The 14,197-nt window shown below is 54.9% G+C and carries 15 protein-coding genes; 6 read left to right on the forward strand and 9 right to left on the reverse strand.

Annotated elements, in window-relative coordinates; all coding sequences use genetic code 11:
* Window positions 1-40: 40 nt before the first annotated feature.
* The 3 genes from aspS to V6L79_RS20875 all read right to left on the reverse strand — a co-directional run bounded on the left by aspS (window position 41) and on the right by V6L79_RS20875 (window position 2,691).
* The gene (gene aspS / locus V6L79_RS20865) at window positions 41-1,816 is read right to left on the reverse strand and encodes an aspartate--tRNA ligase (protein WP_261739221.1); all 1,776 of its coding nucleotides are present in this window, start codon (window positions 1,814-1,816) and stop codon (window positions 41-43) included.
* 109 nt (window positions 1,817-1,925) lie between these two features.
* Window positions 1,926-2,147: an FmdB family zinc ribbon protein gene (locus V6L79_RS20870; RefSeq protein WP_019823263.1), complete on the reverse strand. Its 222-nt coding sequence runs from the start codon at window positions 2,145-2,147 to the stop codon at window positions 1,926-1,928.
* 181 nt (window positions 2,148-2,328) lie between these two features.
* On the reverse strand, window positions 2,329-2,691 hold the full coding sequence (locus tag V6L79_RS20875; protein ID WP_321834187.1) for a ribbon-helix-helix domain-containing protein: 363 nt from the start codon (window positions 2,689-2,691) through the stop codon (window positions 2,329-2,331).
* Window positions 2,692-3,546: 855 nt separating this feature from the next.
* Here V6L79_RS20875 and V6L79_RS20880 point away from each other — a divergent pair.
* Window positions 3,547-4,149 carry a cold-shock protein gene (locus tag V6L79_RS20880; protein ID WP_315968122.1) on the forward strand — a complete coding sequence of 201 codons (603 nt, stop codon included), beginning with the start codon at window positions 3,547-3,549 and terminating at the stop codon, window positions 4,147-4,149.
* A gap of 67 nt (window positions 4,150-4,216) precedes the next feature.
* Here the strand turns inward: V6L79_RS20880 and V6L79_RS20885 are convergent, their stop codons facing one another.
* Both V6L79_RS20885 and V6L79_RS20890 read right to left on the reverse strand, forming a co-directional pair.
* Window positions 4,217-4,423: a SlyX family protein gene (locus V6L79_RS20885; RefSeq protein WP_029611570.1), complete on the reverse strand. Its 207-nt coding sequence runs from the start codon at window positions 4,421-4,423 to the stop codon at window positions 4,217-4,219.
* 2 nt (window positions 4,424-4,425) lie between these two features.
* Window positions 4,426-4,851, reverse strand: a complete 426-nt coding sequence (locus V6L79_RS20890; RefSeq protein WP_261739223.1) for an HIT domain-containing protein — start codon at window positions 4,849-4,851, stop codon at window positions 4,426-4,428.
* A 48-nt stretch (window positions 4,852-4,899) separates the two neighbouring features.
* Between V6L79_RS20890 and V6L79_RS20895 the strand changes: the two genes are divergently transcribed.
* The gene (locus V6L79_RS20895; protein ID WP_261739224.1) at window positions 4,900-5,262 is read left to right on the forward strand and encodes a hypothetical protein; all 363 of its coding nucleotides are present in this window, start codon (window positions 4,900-4,902) and stop codon (window positions 5,260-5,262) included.
* A 372-nt stretch (window positions 5,263-5,634) separates the two neighbouring features.
* Complete coding sequence (locus tag V6L79_RS20900) at window positions 5,635-6,918, forward strand: OprD family porin (RefSeq protein WP_261739225.1); 1,284 nt, start codon at window positions 5,635-5,637, stop codon at window positions 6,916-6,918.
* Between the two features lie 265 nt (window positions 6,919-7,183).
* Here V6L79_RS20900 and V6L79_RS20905 read toward each other — a convergent pair whose 3' ends face one another.
* Complete coding sequence (locus V6L79_RS20905) at window positions 7,184-8,026, reverse strand: mechanosensitive ion channel family protein (RefSeq protein WP_261739226.1); 843 nt, start codon at window positions 8,024-8,026, stop codon at window positions 7,184-7,186.
* A 138-nt stretch (window positions 8,027-8,164) separates the two neighbouring features.
* Window positions 8,165-8,650 (reverse strand): YajQ family cyclic di-GMP-binding protein, encoded by a 486-nt coding sequence (locus V6L79_RS20910; protein WP_019823277.1) that lies wholly within the window; start codon window positions 8,648-8,650, stop codon window positions 8,165-8,167.
* A 200-nt stretch (window positions 8,651-8,850) separates the two neighbouring features.
* Between V6L79_RS20910 and V6L79_RS20915 the strand changes: the two genes are divergently transcribed.
* The 3 genes from V6L79_RS20915 to V6L79_RS20925 are packed head-to-tail and all read left to right on the forward strand — an operon-like array spanning window position 8,851 to window position 12,398.
* A complete protein-coding gene (locus V6L79_RS20915) occupies window positions 8,851-9,732 on the forward strand; it encodes a putative 2-dehydropantoate 2-reductase (RefSeq protein ID WP_315968123.1) in 882 nt (293 codons plus the stop codon).
* A 46-nt stretch (window positions 9,733-9,778) separates the two neighbouring features.
* The gene (locus V6L79_RS20920; RefSeq protein ID WP_261739228.1) at window positions 9,779-11,815 is read left to right on the forward strand and encodes an ATP-binding protein; all 2,037 of its coding nucleotides are present in this window, start codon (window positions 9,779-9,781) and stop codon (window positions 11,813-11,815) included.
* Window position 11,816: 1 nt separating this feature from the next.
* A complete protein-coding gene (locus V6L79_RS20925) occupies window positions 11,817-12,398 on the forward strand; it encodes a cob(I)yrinic acid a,c-diamide adenosyltransferase (RefSeq protein WP_321834195.1) in 582 nt (193 codons plus the stop codon).
* Window positions 12,399-12,592: 194 nt separating this feature from the next.
* Here V6L79_RS20925 and V6L79_RS20930 read toward each other — a convergent pair whose 3' ends face one another.
* Entirely contained in the window at window positions 12,593-13,537 is a 945-nt protein-coding gene (locus V6L79_RS20930; protein ID WP_338579437.1) for a Nudix family hydrolase, read from the reverse strand.
* On the reverse strand, window positions 13,534-14,166 hold the full coding sequence (locus V6L79_RS20935; protein ID WP_261739231.1) for a glutathione S-transferase family protein: 633 nt from the start codon (window positions 14,164-14,166) through the stop codon (window positions 13,534-13,536). Before V6L79_RS20935 ends, V6L79_RS20930 begins: the two co-directional genes overlap by 4 nt.
* Between the last annotated feature and the right edge of the window lie 31 nt (window positions 14,167-14,197).

Below are 14,197 nucleotides of genomic sequence, written 5' to 3' on the forward strand. Positions count from 1 at the left end.
GACAAAGGCGCATCCGGAGATGCGCCTTTGAGGGACCGCTTTACTCAGCCTTAGGCTGTTCGCGCAAACGAATGTGCAACTCGCTCAGCGCTTTGTTATCAACCACACCCGGGGCCTGAGTCATGACGCAGGCAGCACTCTGGGTTTTCGGGAAGGCAATCACTTCACGAATCGACTGGGCACCGGTCATCAGCATCACCAGACGGTCTAGACCGAACGCCAAACCACCGTGGGGTGGTGCGCCGTATTTCAGTGCGTCCAGCAGGAAGCCAAATTTCTCTTCCTGTTCAGCTTCGTTGATACCCAACAGGCGGAAGACCGCTTGTTGCATTTCCTTGCGGTGGATACGGATCGAACCGCCACCCAACTCAGTACCGTTGAGCACCATGTCGTAGGCACGGGACAGCGCGGTAGCCGGGTTGGCCTCGAGCTCTTGCGGCGAACACTTGGGTGCCGTGAACGGGTGATGCAAGGCGCTGAAGCTGCCGTCTGCGTTCTCTTCGAACATAGGGAAGTCAACAACCCACATCGGTGCCCACTCGCACGTCAGCAGGTTCAGATCGTTACCAACCTTGATACGCAGAGCGCCCAAGGCTTCGCTAACGATCTTGGCCTTGTCGGCACCAAAGAACACGATGTCGCCATCAACCGCACCAACGCGATCCAGGATCACATTGAGGTTGGCTTCAGGGATGTTCTTGACGATCGGCGATTGCAGACCCTCAACACCTTTGGCGCGTTCGTTGACCTTGATGTACGCCAGGCCGCGGGCACCGTAGATGCCGACAAACTTGGTGTAATCGTCGATCTGCTTGCGCGGCATGCTCGCGCCGCCGGGAACGCGCAGGGCAGCGATACGGCACTTAGGATCGTTGGCCGGACCGCTGAACACCTTGAATTCCACATCCTTGAGCTGATCGGCAACATCAACCAGTTCCAGCGGGTTACGCAGGTCAGGCTTGTCGGAACCGAAACGGCGCATGGCCTCTTCCCAGGTCATGTGCGGGAACTCACCGAATTCCAGACCCAGCACTTCCTTGAACAGGTTGCGGATCATCTCTTCAGTCAGGCCCATGATCTCGGCTTCGTTCATGAAGCTGGTTTCGATGTCGATCTGAGTGAACTCAGGCTGACGGTCGGCACGCAGGTCTTCGTCACGGAAGCACTTGGCGATCTGGTAGTAACGGTCAAAACCGGCAACCATCAACAACTGCTTGAACAGCTGTGGCGATTGCGGCAAGGCAAAGAAAGAACCGGCATGGGTACGGCTTGGCACCAGATAGTCCCGTGCGCCTTCTGGCGTGGCACGGGTCAGGATTGGTGTTTCAACGTCCAGGAAACCGTTTTCGTCCAGGAAACGACGAATGCTGGTGGTCATGCGCGAACGCAGACGCAGCTTCTCGAGCATTTCCGGACGACGCAGGTCGATAAAGCGATAGCGCAGACGGGTTTCTTCACCAACGTCGGAGAACTCGTTGAGCGGGAACGGCGGGGTTTCCGCTTCGTTCAGCACTTCAAGCTCGTAACCCAGCACTTCGATCATGCCCGACGCCATGTTGGCGTTGCCAGCACCGGCCGGACGCAGGCGCACCTTACCGGTGACCTTGACTACATACTCACTGCGCACACGGTCGGCAGCAGCGAAAGTCTCGGCGCGATCCGGGTCAAACACCACCTGGGCCAGACCATCACGATCACGGATATCGAGGAAAATCACCCCACCGTGGTCACGGCGACGGTGGACCCATCCGCAAAGGGTAATTTCCTGGCCTTCCAGGCTTTCGTTCAGTTGGCCGCAATAATGGCTGCGCATCATGGTAGTGGTTTCACTTCTCGTAATTCGAAATTCGGTGGAGGTCTTGCGCACCGTCGGTGCTGGTAACCATGCAAGAGCCCGCTTGTGTTCTGACTGCTTTCGCTCGACCTCAGTCGGATTTATCGCCGCCGGCCAGATTCTTTTTCGAGCCTGTCTTGAAGTCTGTTTCATACCAGCCTGTGCCACTAAGGCGAAAGCCTGGCATGGACAGCATTTTCTTCAGCTCAGGGGCCTGACAGGCTGGACAATCAACCAGCGGTGAGGCACTGATCTTTTGAATGGCTTCCAGCTGATGACCACAGGAAGCACATTGATAATCGTACATGGGCATTGGCGTGTCTCGACAATCCGTTAGCGGCGACCCTTAAAGAGGGCCACGCAGCAAAGCGCGAGATTATATCTGGTAAATCGAGCCATTGCAGCCGCATGAACAGCCAGAAACCCCTAAATGCATCATAAATATTGAACGATTACAAGCCGTCGAGCACCCTCCCCCAGCTGAACGCGTGGCTTCACCCGGTAACCACCTGCCTGGATGCCACCTCCCGAGAATCACTGCCCATTTTCAACAGATGCATCACGCAGACAACCCGAATGAGCCCGCTGAAGTTTTTTACCCCCCCATGTCGCAAGTGCACTTCTCGATCGATGTAAGACAGCAACGTGTTTATTGAACAGCTATTTATACGCGAAATATCAGACAGCACTTCCCAGTACACCTCTTCAAGCCGTAAACAGGTGGCAAAACCATTTAACCTGACCGACCGGGAAAGTGGCCGGGCCAAGGTCATGCCAAAATCAAGAATTACAGGATCAACTTTAACTTTATGCAGCAGCCTGCTCCCTGAGTTTTCGTGTCGAATCAATCGATCCATAGCTAAAGCACTCCATCGCACATTACTGGAATTAATTAATATTGTTTGTAGAACACCACCCCATAAAACAATATGTAAGAATTCTTATCCAGCGGACCAGACCCTCATGCCTGTAGGAGCGCTCTCGCAGCGAGAGGTGAAAACAGGCGCAACCGAGAGCTGTGCCAGCGCTAGGGAAAATGGGTAGACGAGAGTGAGCGAGAGCCACCAAAAAATCAGAAAACGTCTCGTACATAAAGCTATAAAACACCCAACACTTCACACGACAGCCTTACGACACAACTATCAAAAAAAACATGAACAATAACAATTAAACACAATTAAATACCGCACACGCTTTACCCCGTTAATTTCACCCCCAACCAAGTTATCCACCATCAGCATAACGAAATGCTTTCTCCTTTTAATAATCGCTAAAAGTACACACCTCAGACGGCATGCATGTAGCCATACTCATACCGTGCATATCTTCAAGCCGAAAAAAAAAACACATAAATTCACATTCTGCGCCCCTCGGCACAACGACGCCGATAACTGCTGGCTTATCAAGCCTACGAGCGACACTGCACCCGCTCCGAATAGAAAGTAGACTACATGCGTCTAGGACAAGGCTTTCGCAACAAACAGATATGACCTAGACCTCAGCGAGCCGTGTCACTCACAGATGTTTCAATACGCTTAATTTGAGTAGGCCCCAGCTTTGCTGTTAAATAGGCAGCGTGTCGCCCTCTTTTAGCCTCTGGCGAGGGTGCACAGGCTGATGATTACACGTGTCCAGCGCCTCCATTTTTTTCTGAAGCGAACCGTGCTCAGCCAGTTCTTCCTTGCGATCCATCTTAATGTGAGTCAATTGAAATGTTGAAAATCGTCCACCTGCTAACGGGTGCAGCGGCTTTGCTGCTGTCCTTTATTCCCAGCCTGCAATCCGAAGCTATACCTTACCTCCAACATCCTGATGCTCTTTACTTGGCTTTTTTTGGCCTGCTGAACCTGACTCTGGCTCCAGTAATTCCTTTTTGGAATAAAGGCCCGCGTCACCAACTGCAAAATCTGGTCAGCGCCCTGTTGGTGCTTTCCGTTGTCCTGCAAACACTGACCTTGTTCGGCCTCCTGCTGCCGATTGGCGACCAGCCTGCAGTACTGCTCGGCCTTACTCCTGCAGTAATTGCCGTAGCGCTTCACCTGGCTGTCAGCTTCTACAAATCATCACCGTCCTCGTCCTCGCAAAGCTATGACATGACCAACCGCGATACAGGGACTGTAAAATGGTTCAACACCTCAAAGGGTTTCGGCTTTATTTCCCGAGATTCCGGCGATGATATTTTTGTTCACTTTCGCGCCATTCGTGGCGAAGGCCACCGCGTACTGGTGGAAGGGCAACGCGTCGAGTTCTCGGTCATGAACCGCGACAAAGGCCTGCAAGCTGAAGATGTGATCGCAGCACTGCCGCGCCGCTGATTCAAACCTGAAAAAAAACCGCGACCAGCCCTGCTGGATCGCGGTTTTTTTTGCCTGTACAAAAGGCTTAATAGTGCGGAGGCGGAGCTTCCTCTTCAAACGACTCAAACTGCCCGCCCATTTCTTCCTGGCGCTTGAGCAAGGCAGCCATCTGCATTTGCAAGCGATCTACCGCGTTTTGCTGCGCTACCAGCACATCGTTCAATGCCTGGATAGTGTCATCCTGAAAAGCCAAGCGGCTCTCAAGGTCCATTACTCGCGCTTCAAGCGTCACAATCAACCCTCCGAAAAAGTGAACCCAACGTCAAAAGCCGACGCCAGCCGATCTCGGACCGCGCCCACATCAGCCTGCGTATAAGGCTTGGCAGGATGCTTGCCCCACACCGGCCCAGGCCAGGCCACATCAGCCTGATAACGAACAATCACATGCATGTGCAACTGGCTGACAACATTCCCCAGCGTCGCGACATTCATTTTGTCCGCCCCGAACACCTCTTTAAGCACTCGCGCCAAAGCGGTGGTCTCAGCCCACATCACTCGCTGGTCATCGTCACCCAATTGAAACAATTCGGTTATACCCTCGCGACGCGGCACCAAAATGAACCAGGGGTAATTCGAATCATTGGAAAGCAGCAAGCGGCACAAGGGGAAATCCCCTATCAGCCAAGTATCCTCTTGAAGGCGTGTATCCAAAGCGAACACTGGGAGCTCTCCTGTTTAACCGTTTATTTCAGCTGGATTGGCCGTGCGATGAGACTCACCGACAACCAAGCGACAAAGGTTAAGGATACCCTTGATTACTCCGCGCATCACGCCAACAAGCACCTGCACGCCCCTGAAATGCCGCAATGCACGCTCATTCAACAGCGCTCAAACATTTGTGCACCAAAACTGCACAATGCGAATGCTTTTAGTGCGCTAAAACGTCACCTACCACCCCAACAGGTGGTAACCGGTAACGCTTTGAGCTTAGCGGTTGAGCAAGGCGCTCTCCTTGCAACGAAAAACAATACCTCAATGACTGTCTTATCGCCGTTTGACCCAAGCAGCATCAGGCCTCACAGCCTGATCCGAGAGAAAAATATTTATTTTTTACCCCTCAGGCCAATTTGAGCATGCTTGTTGCATAGAGCTTGGCATAGTCACCAGGCTTCAGCCGGAGCGCAGTAGCCTGACGATAAATAACAAAAGTTGCACCGTAGGAATTAGGAGTTTTTATTGTAGGCCTCATGTATTTACACATGTGCCAACGCTGAAAACAGCAGTACAAACATGCTGAAAAACGGCTCAACGCTACGCGCTTGCGACATGTAGAGTGCAATTTGCGACATAGCTGTAACGATGCTGAAAGCTTTTGAGAGCAAGTATCGCCAACATTGCCGGCGTGATATAAGTTTGCGCCGACACAAAAAGAAAGAGCCGCCCAGATAATAAATTCAGGTGGGACGGCAGTACTCTTCCTAAAAACCAAAGGAGCAAATCACGATGCGCGTGATGAAGTGGAGCATAATCGCCCTGGCTGTTTCAGCCGGTACTACCCAGTTCGCAATGGCCTCGTCCCAGGACGATGCTAAAGGTTTCGTTGAAGACAGCTCGCTGACTTCCAAAACTCGCATGCTGTACATGAACCGTGACTTCCGTAACGGCGCTGGCAACATTGCCAAGCCAGGTGGCGGCTTTAAAAGTGGCTATCGCGAAGACTGGGGCCTGAGCGAACTGCTGAACTACCAATCGGGCTTCACTCAAGGCACCATCGGTGTCGGCGTTGATGCTTTCGCCATGGGTACAGCACGTCTGGACGGCGGCGCCGGTCGTCAAGGCAACGGTCTGTTCGCAACCAAAAGCGACGGTTCTCCGGAAGATACCCAATCGAAAATCGGCGGCGCTGTTAAATTCCGCCTCTCCGACACAGTGCTGAAATACGGTAACCAATTCGTAGCCAGCCCGGTTTTCTCCACCGACGATAGCCGTCTGCTGCCAGAGGTTGCCACCGGCACCTTGCTCACCAGCAAGGAAATCAAAGGCCTGGAACTGACCGCAGGTCGCTTCACCGCATTGAGCTCGCAGACCGGTATGGCGCGTGACAGCATCAACGGTCCTGGCCAGAAAGGCCTGACAGCTGCCAACATTGCTGGCGCGACCTATCAGTTCACTGACAATTTTGTCGGCGGCGTAGCTGCTTCCGATGTTGATGACTACTTCAAGAAGCAGTACATCAACCTGAACTACACCCTGCCTATCGCAGATACTCAAGCCCTGAACTTCGACTTCAACGGCTACAGAACTGCTAGCCAAGGTCAGGAACGAGCTGGCGACGTTGACAACAAAATCTGGAGCTTGGCAGCAGCCTATAGCCTCGGCGCTCACAAGTTCACCATCGCTCACCAGCGCTCCACCGGTGACAGCGCTTATTACTACGGCGTAGACGGCGGCGGCACCATTTTCCTTGCCAACTCCGTACAGTACTCCGACTTTAACCAACGTGACGAACGTTCCTGGCAGGGTCGCTACGACCTGAACATGGCCAGCTACGGCGTTCCTGGCCTGAGCTTCATGGCTCGCTACGTTAAAGGCGATAACATCTCCACGACTGATGGCGAAGGCAAAGAACACGAGTTCGACTTCGAAACCAAGTACGTACTGCAGGAAGGCCCGGCCAAAGACCTGTCTTTCCGTCTGCGTAGCGCTATCTACCGCACCACCAGCAACAACGGCAACGATGTAAACGATCTTCGCCTGATTGCTGAGTACCCACTGAACATCTTGTAATCATGGCCTTCGGGCAGTCATTACAAGCACTTGTTTAGCGAAAGCCACGCTCCTGTCTCAGGGCGTGGCTTTTTATTTGCGGGTATAAAAGCCGATATATAGCAAGCTAACTAACAACATTAAACGCAAGTAGTTATCACTTAACGACGCTGGTCCAACTTTGCACCTGCAGCTGTCCACCTCAAGGTACAAAAACAATTAAAGGGGCATTCGCCCCTTTAATGTTTGTTCACACCCACCCTTTTTAACGGGTACAGGCACGACCTTATTGCGCTGCCACTTCCTGGACCACACGAATTACACGGTGCGGAAACGGAATATCAACACCTTCTGCCTTCAAACGATCACGCGAATGCTCGTTGAACATAAACAGAACATCCCAGTAATCCGGGGTGTTAACCCAAACACGCAGCGACATGGTAATCGCGCTTTCGCCCAAGGTCGTGACCACAACCACTGGAGCCGGCTCTTTCAGTACCCGAGAATCATCAGCCAGCCTCAGCAATACTTCACGCACCTTCTGCAGATCAGCTTCGTAATCCACACCAACATCAAACACTACCTTGCGCGTCGGCTGACGGTTGTAGTTGGTGATGATGCCGTTAGACAGATTGCCATTTGGCACGATGACGGTTTTATTGTCGCCAGTGCGCAGCACGGTGTGAAAAATCTGAATGCTATCGACGGTTCCGCTTACGCTTTGCGCTTCGATCCAGTCACCGATCTTGAACGGACGGAACAACAGAATCAGTACCCCGCCAGCAAAGTTGGCCAAGCTGCCCTGCAACGCCAGACCAATGGCCAGACCTGCCGCACCAATCGCCGCAACGAATGACGTGGTCTGGATCCCGATCATTGATGCGACACTGACAACCAGCAAGATCTTGAGAATGATATTGGCCAGGCTGCTGATAAAACCTTGCAGAGCCAAATCAGCCTTTCTCAACGCCAGCAATTGCCCGATCTTGGTCGTCAGGCGGTTGATCAACCACCAGCCCACCGCTAGCGTAACCAGTGCCAGCAACACACGGCTGCCGTATTCCATGATCATCGGGATCCAGGCCTGTGAGGCCTTGACCAATTGATCAACTTCAGCGTTCAAATCCATTTACATCTCCTCGCGCCCATACCCGGCAACGTTATTTATTCAACAAAACGATAGAGCAGCCTCGGCTGCTCTATCGTTTCTGCAGCGCTCAGGAAAGTCGGACGTCAATGATCGCCAGAGGTTCCTCCAGCCCCGCCATCAGTCGCGGAAGTTATTAAACTGCAAAGGCATGTCGAAGGTTTTGGCACGCAACGCAGCAATTGCGTCTTGCAGGTCATCACGCTTCTTGCCGGTGATGCGCACTTGCTCGCCCTGAATGGCAGCCTGAACCTTGAGCTTGGCGTCCTTGACATGAGCAACGATCTTCTTCGCCAGCTCTTTATCAATACCTTCCTTGAGCACGGCTTCCTGCTTCATCAACTTGCCTGAAGCATAAGCATCCTTGACCTCAAGGCACTGAACGTCGATCTTGCGCTTGACCAGGGCCAGCTTAAGGATCTCGATCATTGCTTCGAGCTGAAAGTCAGCCTCAGCGGTCAAGTTAACCGTCAGGTCCTTCTCCTTGAACTCGAAAGTGCCCTTGCCCTTGAGGTCATAACGGCGGTCCAGTTCCTTGACGGCGTTTTCGACGGCGTTGGTGACTTCGTGCTTGTCCAGTTCGGATACCACGTCGAACGACGGCATGTAATTTTCTCCAATAATAAAGGGCGCGCTCAACACAGATGGAGCACGCCTGACCTGACAGTTAAAATGCGCGGGCATTATAGCGGTTCTTCGACTTCATTCACTTGCGAGCTCACATGCCAAATTCGGCCCTGTCTCAACCACGACCCAACGTACCCGTCAGGGCATCTGCCACCTGGCACATTCTCGGTGCTGGAAGCATGGGCACACTGTGGGCCACTCGACTGGCGCGTGCGGGCCTGCCGGTCAAGCTGATCGTGCGCAACCCCGCACGCTTGCAAGCCTATGAAGCGGCGCAAGGTCTGACGCTAATTGAAGGCGAACACTCAGTAAAATGGGCCATCAGCGCACAAATCCCCGAGACTGATGAGCCGATCCAGCGCTTACTGGTCACTTGCAAGGCCTATGACGCACCGCAGGCCATTGCACAAGTCGCCGCGCGGCTTAGCCCGAATGCCGAGCTGATCCTGCTGCAGAACGGTCTCGGCAGCCAGCAAGCCATCGCCACCCTGGTACCGCACGCACGCTGTATCTTCGCCTCCAGTACCGAAGGCGCCTTTCGCGACGGTGACTGGCGGGTGGTCTTTGCCGGCATGGGTCATACCTGGCTGGGCGATTCCAACCAGGGCCCTGCTCCGCAATGGCTTGAAGAACTTCAGCACAGCGGCATCAGCTACGAGTGGAGCCCCAATATTCTGAGCCGCTTGTGGCGCAAGCTGGCCCTTAACTGCGCGATCAACCCGCTGACGGTCCTGCACGATTGCCGCAATGGCGGCTTGCAAGCACACAGCGCTGAAGTGAATACCCTGTGTACTGAACTCGGCGCCTTGCTTGAGCACTGCGACCAAGCTGAAGCCGCGATTGATTTGGCCGCTGAGGTAAATCACGTGATCCAGGCCACCGCCAACAACTACTCCTCGATGCATCAGGATGTCACCAAGGGTCGCCGCACCGAAATCAGCTACCTGCTGGGCTATGCCTGCGAAGCCGCGCGCGATCGACAGTTTGCCGTACCGCATTTACAACAGCTACACCAACGCTTGAGCGAACACCTGCAGCGGCGCGGATTGCCCTGCGACTGAGCCCCGCGCTACCCTGCCAGCTTGTTCTTCTTTTAGCGGCCATCCCATGCCCTTGCGCCAGCGCCTTGAAAACCTCCCGGTAGGCCAGAAGTTGCTGGCCGCCCTCCTCGCGTTACTGGCAACTGTGTTGCTGGTGGCCAATTTGACGTTTATCAGCGTGGCGTACTGGATCTCCCACGAGAGCACCGCACCACAAGCCTTGCAGACACTGGGGCAGTTAAGCGCCAACCCCGACCTGATCGTTCAGGCTCTGGACTCGCCAGAAAATGCCAAGGCCCTGCTCAATGAAATCGGCAGCTATGCCCCCCTGCGCGCCGCAGCAATTTACGACAGCGCTGGCAATCTGCTGGTGCAATTGCAGCATGGCGAGCACCTTCCACTCCCGGAACACTATCGCCAAATTGAAGCCTGGAGCCTGACCGAACTGCGCAGCCATCAGGTCACACGCCTGCACCACGGCGACCAGCCGCCCGGGCATTTGCTGTTGATCGCCAGCAGCGAACTGCCCATGGCCTTCTACACTGGCACCCTGACCGCCAGCCTGGGCATTCTGGTGTTCAGCATTTTGCTGTGGTTCGTAGTGGCACGACAGATCAAACGCCTGATCACCCAACCCATTCACCGCCTGGAAGAGCTGTCCCGCCAGGTCACGCGCGAAGAGAATTACTCACTACGCGCAGCGCCGGGAAACGACGACGAAATCGGTAGCCTGGCCAAAGCATTCAACACCATGTTGTCGCGAATTGAAGTGCGTGATCAGGAGCTCAAACGCGCCAGGGATGAAGCCCGGGAGGCCTACGATCAAGCTCAGGCGCTGGCCGAGGAAACCCGCAACACCAACCGCAAGCTTGAGCTTGAGGTACAGGTGCGCAGCAAAATAGAGAAAAAACTCACCGGCTTTCAGAACTACCTCAACTGCATCATCGACTCCATGCCTTCAGCCCTGATCGCTCTGGACGAGCAACTCTATGTCACGCAATGGAATCAGGAAGCCAGCGCCCTCTCCGGCACTCAGCTGGATGAAGCCATGAACAAGCCCATTTACCTGGCCTTTGAGCCTCTGAAGCCGTTCCTGCCACAACTCAAAGACACCATAGAACAGCACAGCGTCGTAAAAATTGAACGCGTCACCTGGGGCCAGGGCGAAGACGCTCGCCACTATGCCCTGACCTTCTACCCGCTGATGGGTGGCGGTGGGCGCGGCGTAGTGATCCGCATCGATGACATTACCCAGCGCCTGTCGCTGGAAGACATGATGGTGCAATCAGAGAAGATGTTGTCTGTTGGCGGACTGGCTGCAGGCATGGCTCACGAAATCAACAACCCACTAGGCGCCATTCTGCATAACGTACAGAACATTCGCCGACGCTTATCGAGCGATCTGCCAAAGAACGTCGAACAAGCCGAACAGACCGGCATTGACCTGAATATCGTCAATGAATATCTGCAGGCCCGTGAAGTTCCCAAGCTGCTGGACGGCATTCAGCAAGCTGGCGCACGGGCGGCGAAAATCGTCACCCACATGCTCAGCTTCAGCCGACGCAGCAATCGCCAAATGAGCCCCTGTGATTTATCGGCACTTATTGACCAGGCGCTGGACATCGCCAGCAATGATTTCGATTTGGCCATCGGTTTTGACTTTATGGGGCAAGCGATCGTCCGGCAGTTCGATCCACAGCTTGGCCCGGTGCCCGGCATCCCCAACGAGTTGGAGCAAGTGCTGCTCAACCTGTTGAAGAACGCAGCCCAGGCAATTCATCAACGCACCGACAAAAGCGAGCCAGGGCGCATCACCCTGCGCACCAAACTGAACCCGCCGTGGGCCGAAATCCAGGTCGAAGACAACGGAGTCGGAATGCCCGAGCCTGTGCGCAAACGGATTTTCGAACCCTTTTTCACTACCAAGGAAGTTGGCCAGGGCACTGGCCTAGGCTTATCCGTGTCGTACTTCATCATTACCAATAACCACAAGGGCCAAATGGAAGTGAATTCAACCTTGGGCCAGGGTACCTGCTTCACCCTGCGCCTGCCTTTGGCTGGCAACCTGATGGCCTCCCCCGAATCAACCATGGTGGAACTGTAATATGGGCTTTCGCTTATCGAAAATTTACACACGCACCGGCGACAAGGGCGAAACAGGGCTTGGCGACGGCCGCCGCGTACCCAAGGACCACCCACGGATAGAAGCCATCGGTGAGGTCGATACGCTAAACAGCCAGATCGGCTTGCTCCTGGCCGCACTCACTGAACATAGCGCCGCGAATCCCGGCCTCACCGAGCTGATTGAAGTACTTGAGCCCTGCCAGCACCGGCTATTTGACCTGGGAGGCGAGTTGGCAATGCCGGTGTATCAAGCGCTCGATAACACTGAAGTCGAGCGACTTGAAAGCGCAATTGATCGCTGGAACGAAGAACTGGGCCCGCTTGAGAATTTCATTCTGCCCGGCGGCTCGAGCCTGATTGCTCAAGCCCACGTTTGCCGCTGCCTGGCACGAAGCGCCGAACGCCGCTGCCAGCAGCTAAATGCCATGGAGCCGCTGGCAGGTGTGGGGCTGGCTTACATCAATCGCTTGTCTGACCTGCTGTTTGTCGCGGCGCGCTTGATTGCCAAGCGCCAGGGAATTGCCGAAATCCTGTGGCAGGCGGCGGCAAAGCCGAAGGCTTGATGTCGTTCATTTGTAGCCGATGACGAGTAGAACGAGGCTGCGTCCGACGACGCAGTAGTCGTAAAGCCGATAGACGCGGTAGATCTGAAACAGTTTTACGACTGCTGCGCAGCCGGACGCAGCCTCGTTCTACTCGTCAGCGACTACATCAGCGGCTACGCTCCCGCGAGACCTGCAACAGGCTACAAATCACATCAAACCTGCGGCCAGAACGCCCGAATCCCGGCAACGCCTTGCGCGCCAATGCTCCAGGCTTGCTGACGATCATCCGGGCCCACCCCGCCCAACAGAAACACCGGTTTGCTGAAATTGACGATCAATTGCTGCGCCTGTTCCCAACCCAATGGCGGCGTATCCGGGTGTGTCTGCGTCGGCAGAACCGGCGACAGGGTCACGAAGTCCACGCCCATCTGCTCGGCCAATGCCAACTCTTCGGCGTTATGGCAGGACGCGGCCAACCAGCGCTCTTTCGGCAGAGGGCGGCCTTTGGCAGCGTACTTGCGCAATTGCGCGGCGGTCAGATGCCAACCCGCCGAAGGGAAATCCCCCAACCACTCCAGCGGCCCCTTGAGCATCAGTTGCGCCTTGCCTGCACACAGACCGGTGGCATCCACCGCCAAATCACGGTACTTGGGGTCATAACCATTGGGGGCACGCAACGAAACCAGCTTGATACCGCCCGCAATGGCCTTTTGGATACCGCGCAACAGCTCTGGCATTTCCAGGCCATCGGGGGTGATCAGGTATTGATCGGGCAAGCGGGCAGCCGCCACAATCGGCTGATTAGCCTCCGGGAACTGGTAATCCGCCAGTTCGCGCTGGCTGACCCAAGCCAATGGCTGACCTTCTGCACCATGGGGATCACCAGCAAAAGCCGAGACTTCCCACACATCCAGCAGAACGTGCTTATCCGGGTAGTCATGCTGAACCTTGATCAAAGGCCGGGCAGACTCAACCACAATACCCAACTCTTCTTTCAGCTCGCGCCCCAACGCAGCTTCGACCGACTCCCCGGCTTCAACCTTGCCACCGGGAAACTCCCAAAAACCGCCTTGATGCTGAGAATCAGCACGACGGGCGATCAGAATTTTGCCGTCTGCGCCTCGAATGACGGCCGCAGCCACATGAACTCGTTTCACCCTTTTACTTCCTCTAATCCGGCCTGTTGCCAGGCTTTAAACGCGGGCCATTGGTAAATGGCGTCGATATAGGCTTCATCTTCGGTCGAAAGAGCAACGTGATATGTACGAAGACGAACAGCTACCGGTGCGAAAAACGCATCTGCCACACTCAATCGTCCGAACAGATAAGGACCGCTCTCGGTTGCCACTGCGCGGCACTCGGCCCACAGCGCACTGATTCTTTCGATATCGCTCTGGGCCTCAGCAGGCATCGGCACCAACGCCTGATCACGGCTCAAATCAAACGGCAAATTGCCCCGCAGACCAAAAAAGCCGCTGTGCATTTGCGCACACGCCGATCGAGCCTGAGCCCGAGCAGCAACATCTGCTGGCCACAACTGTGCCGCCGGGAAGCGCTCGTTCAGGTACTCCGCAATTGCCAACGAGTCAGCGATAGTCCCGTGCTCGGTCTGGAGTAACGGTACTTTTCCCGTTGCCGAATACTGCAAAATAAGTGCCCGGGTATCAGGCTGGCCCAGCCTGATCAGTTGCTCGGTATACGCAACACCCGCCAGATCCAGCGCCAGCGCGCCGCGCAGGGACCACGAAGAGTGCAACTTGTCGCCAATGATCAGGTGAAAGCTCATAGATAGGCACCTTGAGAAAAGGAGGAGCTGA

It is taken from the genome of Pseudomonas sp. ML2-2023-6, from assembly GCF_037055265.1.
Lineage (GTDB): Bacteria > Pseudomonadota > Gammaproteobacteria > Pseudomonadales > Pseudomonadaceae > Aquipseudomonas > Aquipseudomonas kulmbachensis.

Excerpts from the sequence above, each read along its gene's own strand:
- aspS (WP_261739221.1), bottom strand. The coding sequence starts at position 1,816 with ATGATGCGCAGCCATTATTGCGGCCAACTGAACGAAAGCCTGGAAGGC.
- V6L79_RS20870 (WP_019823263.1), bottom strand. The coding sequence starts at position 2,147 with ATGCCCATGTACGATTATCAATGTGCTTCCTGTGGTCATCAGCTGGAA.
- V6L79_RS20875 (WP_321834187.1), bottom strand. The coding sequence starts at position 2,691 with ATGGATCGATTGATTCGACACGAAAACTCAGGGAGCAGGCTGCTGCAT.
- V6L79_RS20880 (WP_315968122.1), top strand. The coding sequence starts at position 3,547 with ATGTTGAAAATCGTCCACCTGCTAACGGGTGCAGCGGCTTTGCTGCTG.
- V6L79_RS20895 (WP_261739224.1), top strand. The coding sequence starts at position 4,900 with ATGAGACTCACCGACAACCAAGCGACAAAGGTTAAGGATACCCTTGAT.
- V6L79_RS20900 (WP_261739225.1), top strand. The coding sequence starts at position 5,635 with ATGCGCGTGATGAAGTGGAGCATAATCGCCCTGGCTGTTTCAGCCGGT.
- V6L79_RS20905 (WP_261739226.1), bottom strand. The coding sequence starts at position 8,026 with ATGGATTTGAACGCTGAAGTTGATCAATTGGTCAAGGCCTCACAGGCC.
- V6L79_RS20910 (WP_019823277.1), bottom strand. The coding sequence starts at position 8,650 with ATGCCGTCGTTCGACGTGGTATCCGAACTGGACAAGCACGAAGTCACC.
- V6L79_RS20915 (WP_315968123.1), top strand. The coding sequence starts at position 8,851 with ATGGGCACACTGTGGGCCACTCGACTGGCGCGTGCGGGCCTGCCGGTC.
- V6L79_RS20920 (WP_261739228.1), top strand. The coding sequence starts at position 9,779 with ATGCCCTTGCGCCAGCGCCTTGAAAACCTCCCGGTAGGCCAGAAGTTG.
- V6L79_RS20925 (WP_321834195.1), top strand. The coding sequence starts at position 11,817 with ATGGGCTTTCGCTTATCGAAAATTTACACACGCACCGGCGACAAGGGC.
- V6L79_RS20935 (WP_261739231.1), bottom strand. The coding sequence starts at position 14,166 with ATGAGCTTTCACCTGATCATTGGCGACAAGTTGCACTCTTCGTGGTCC.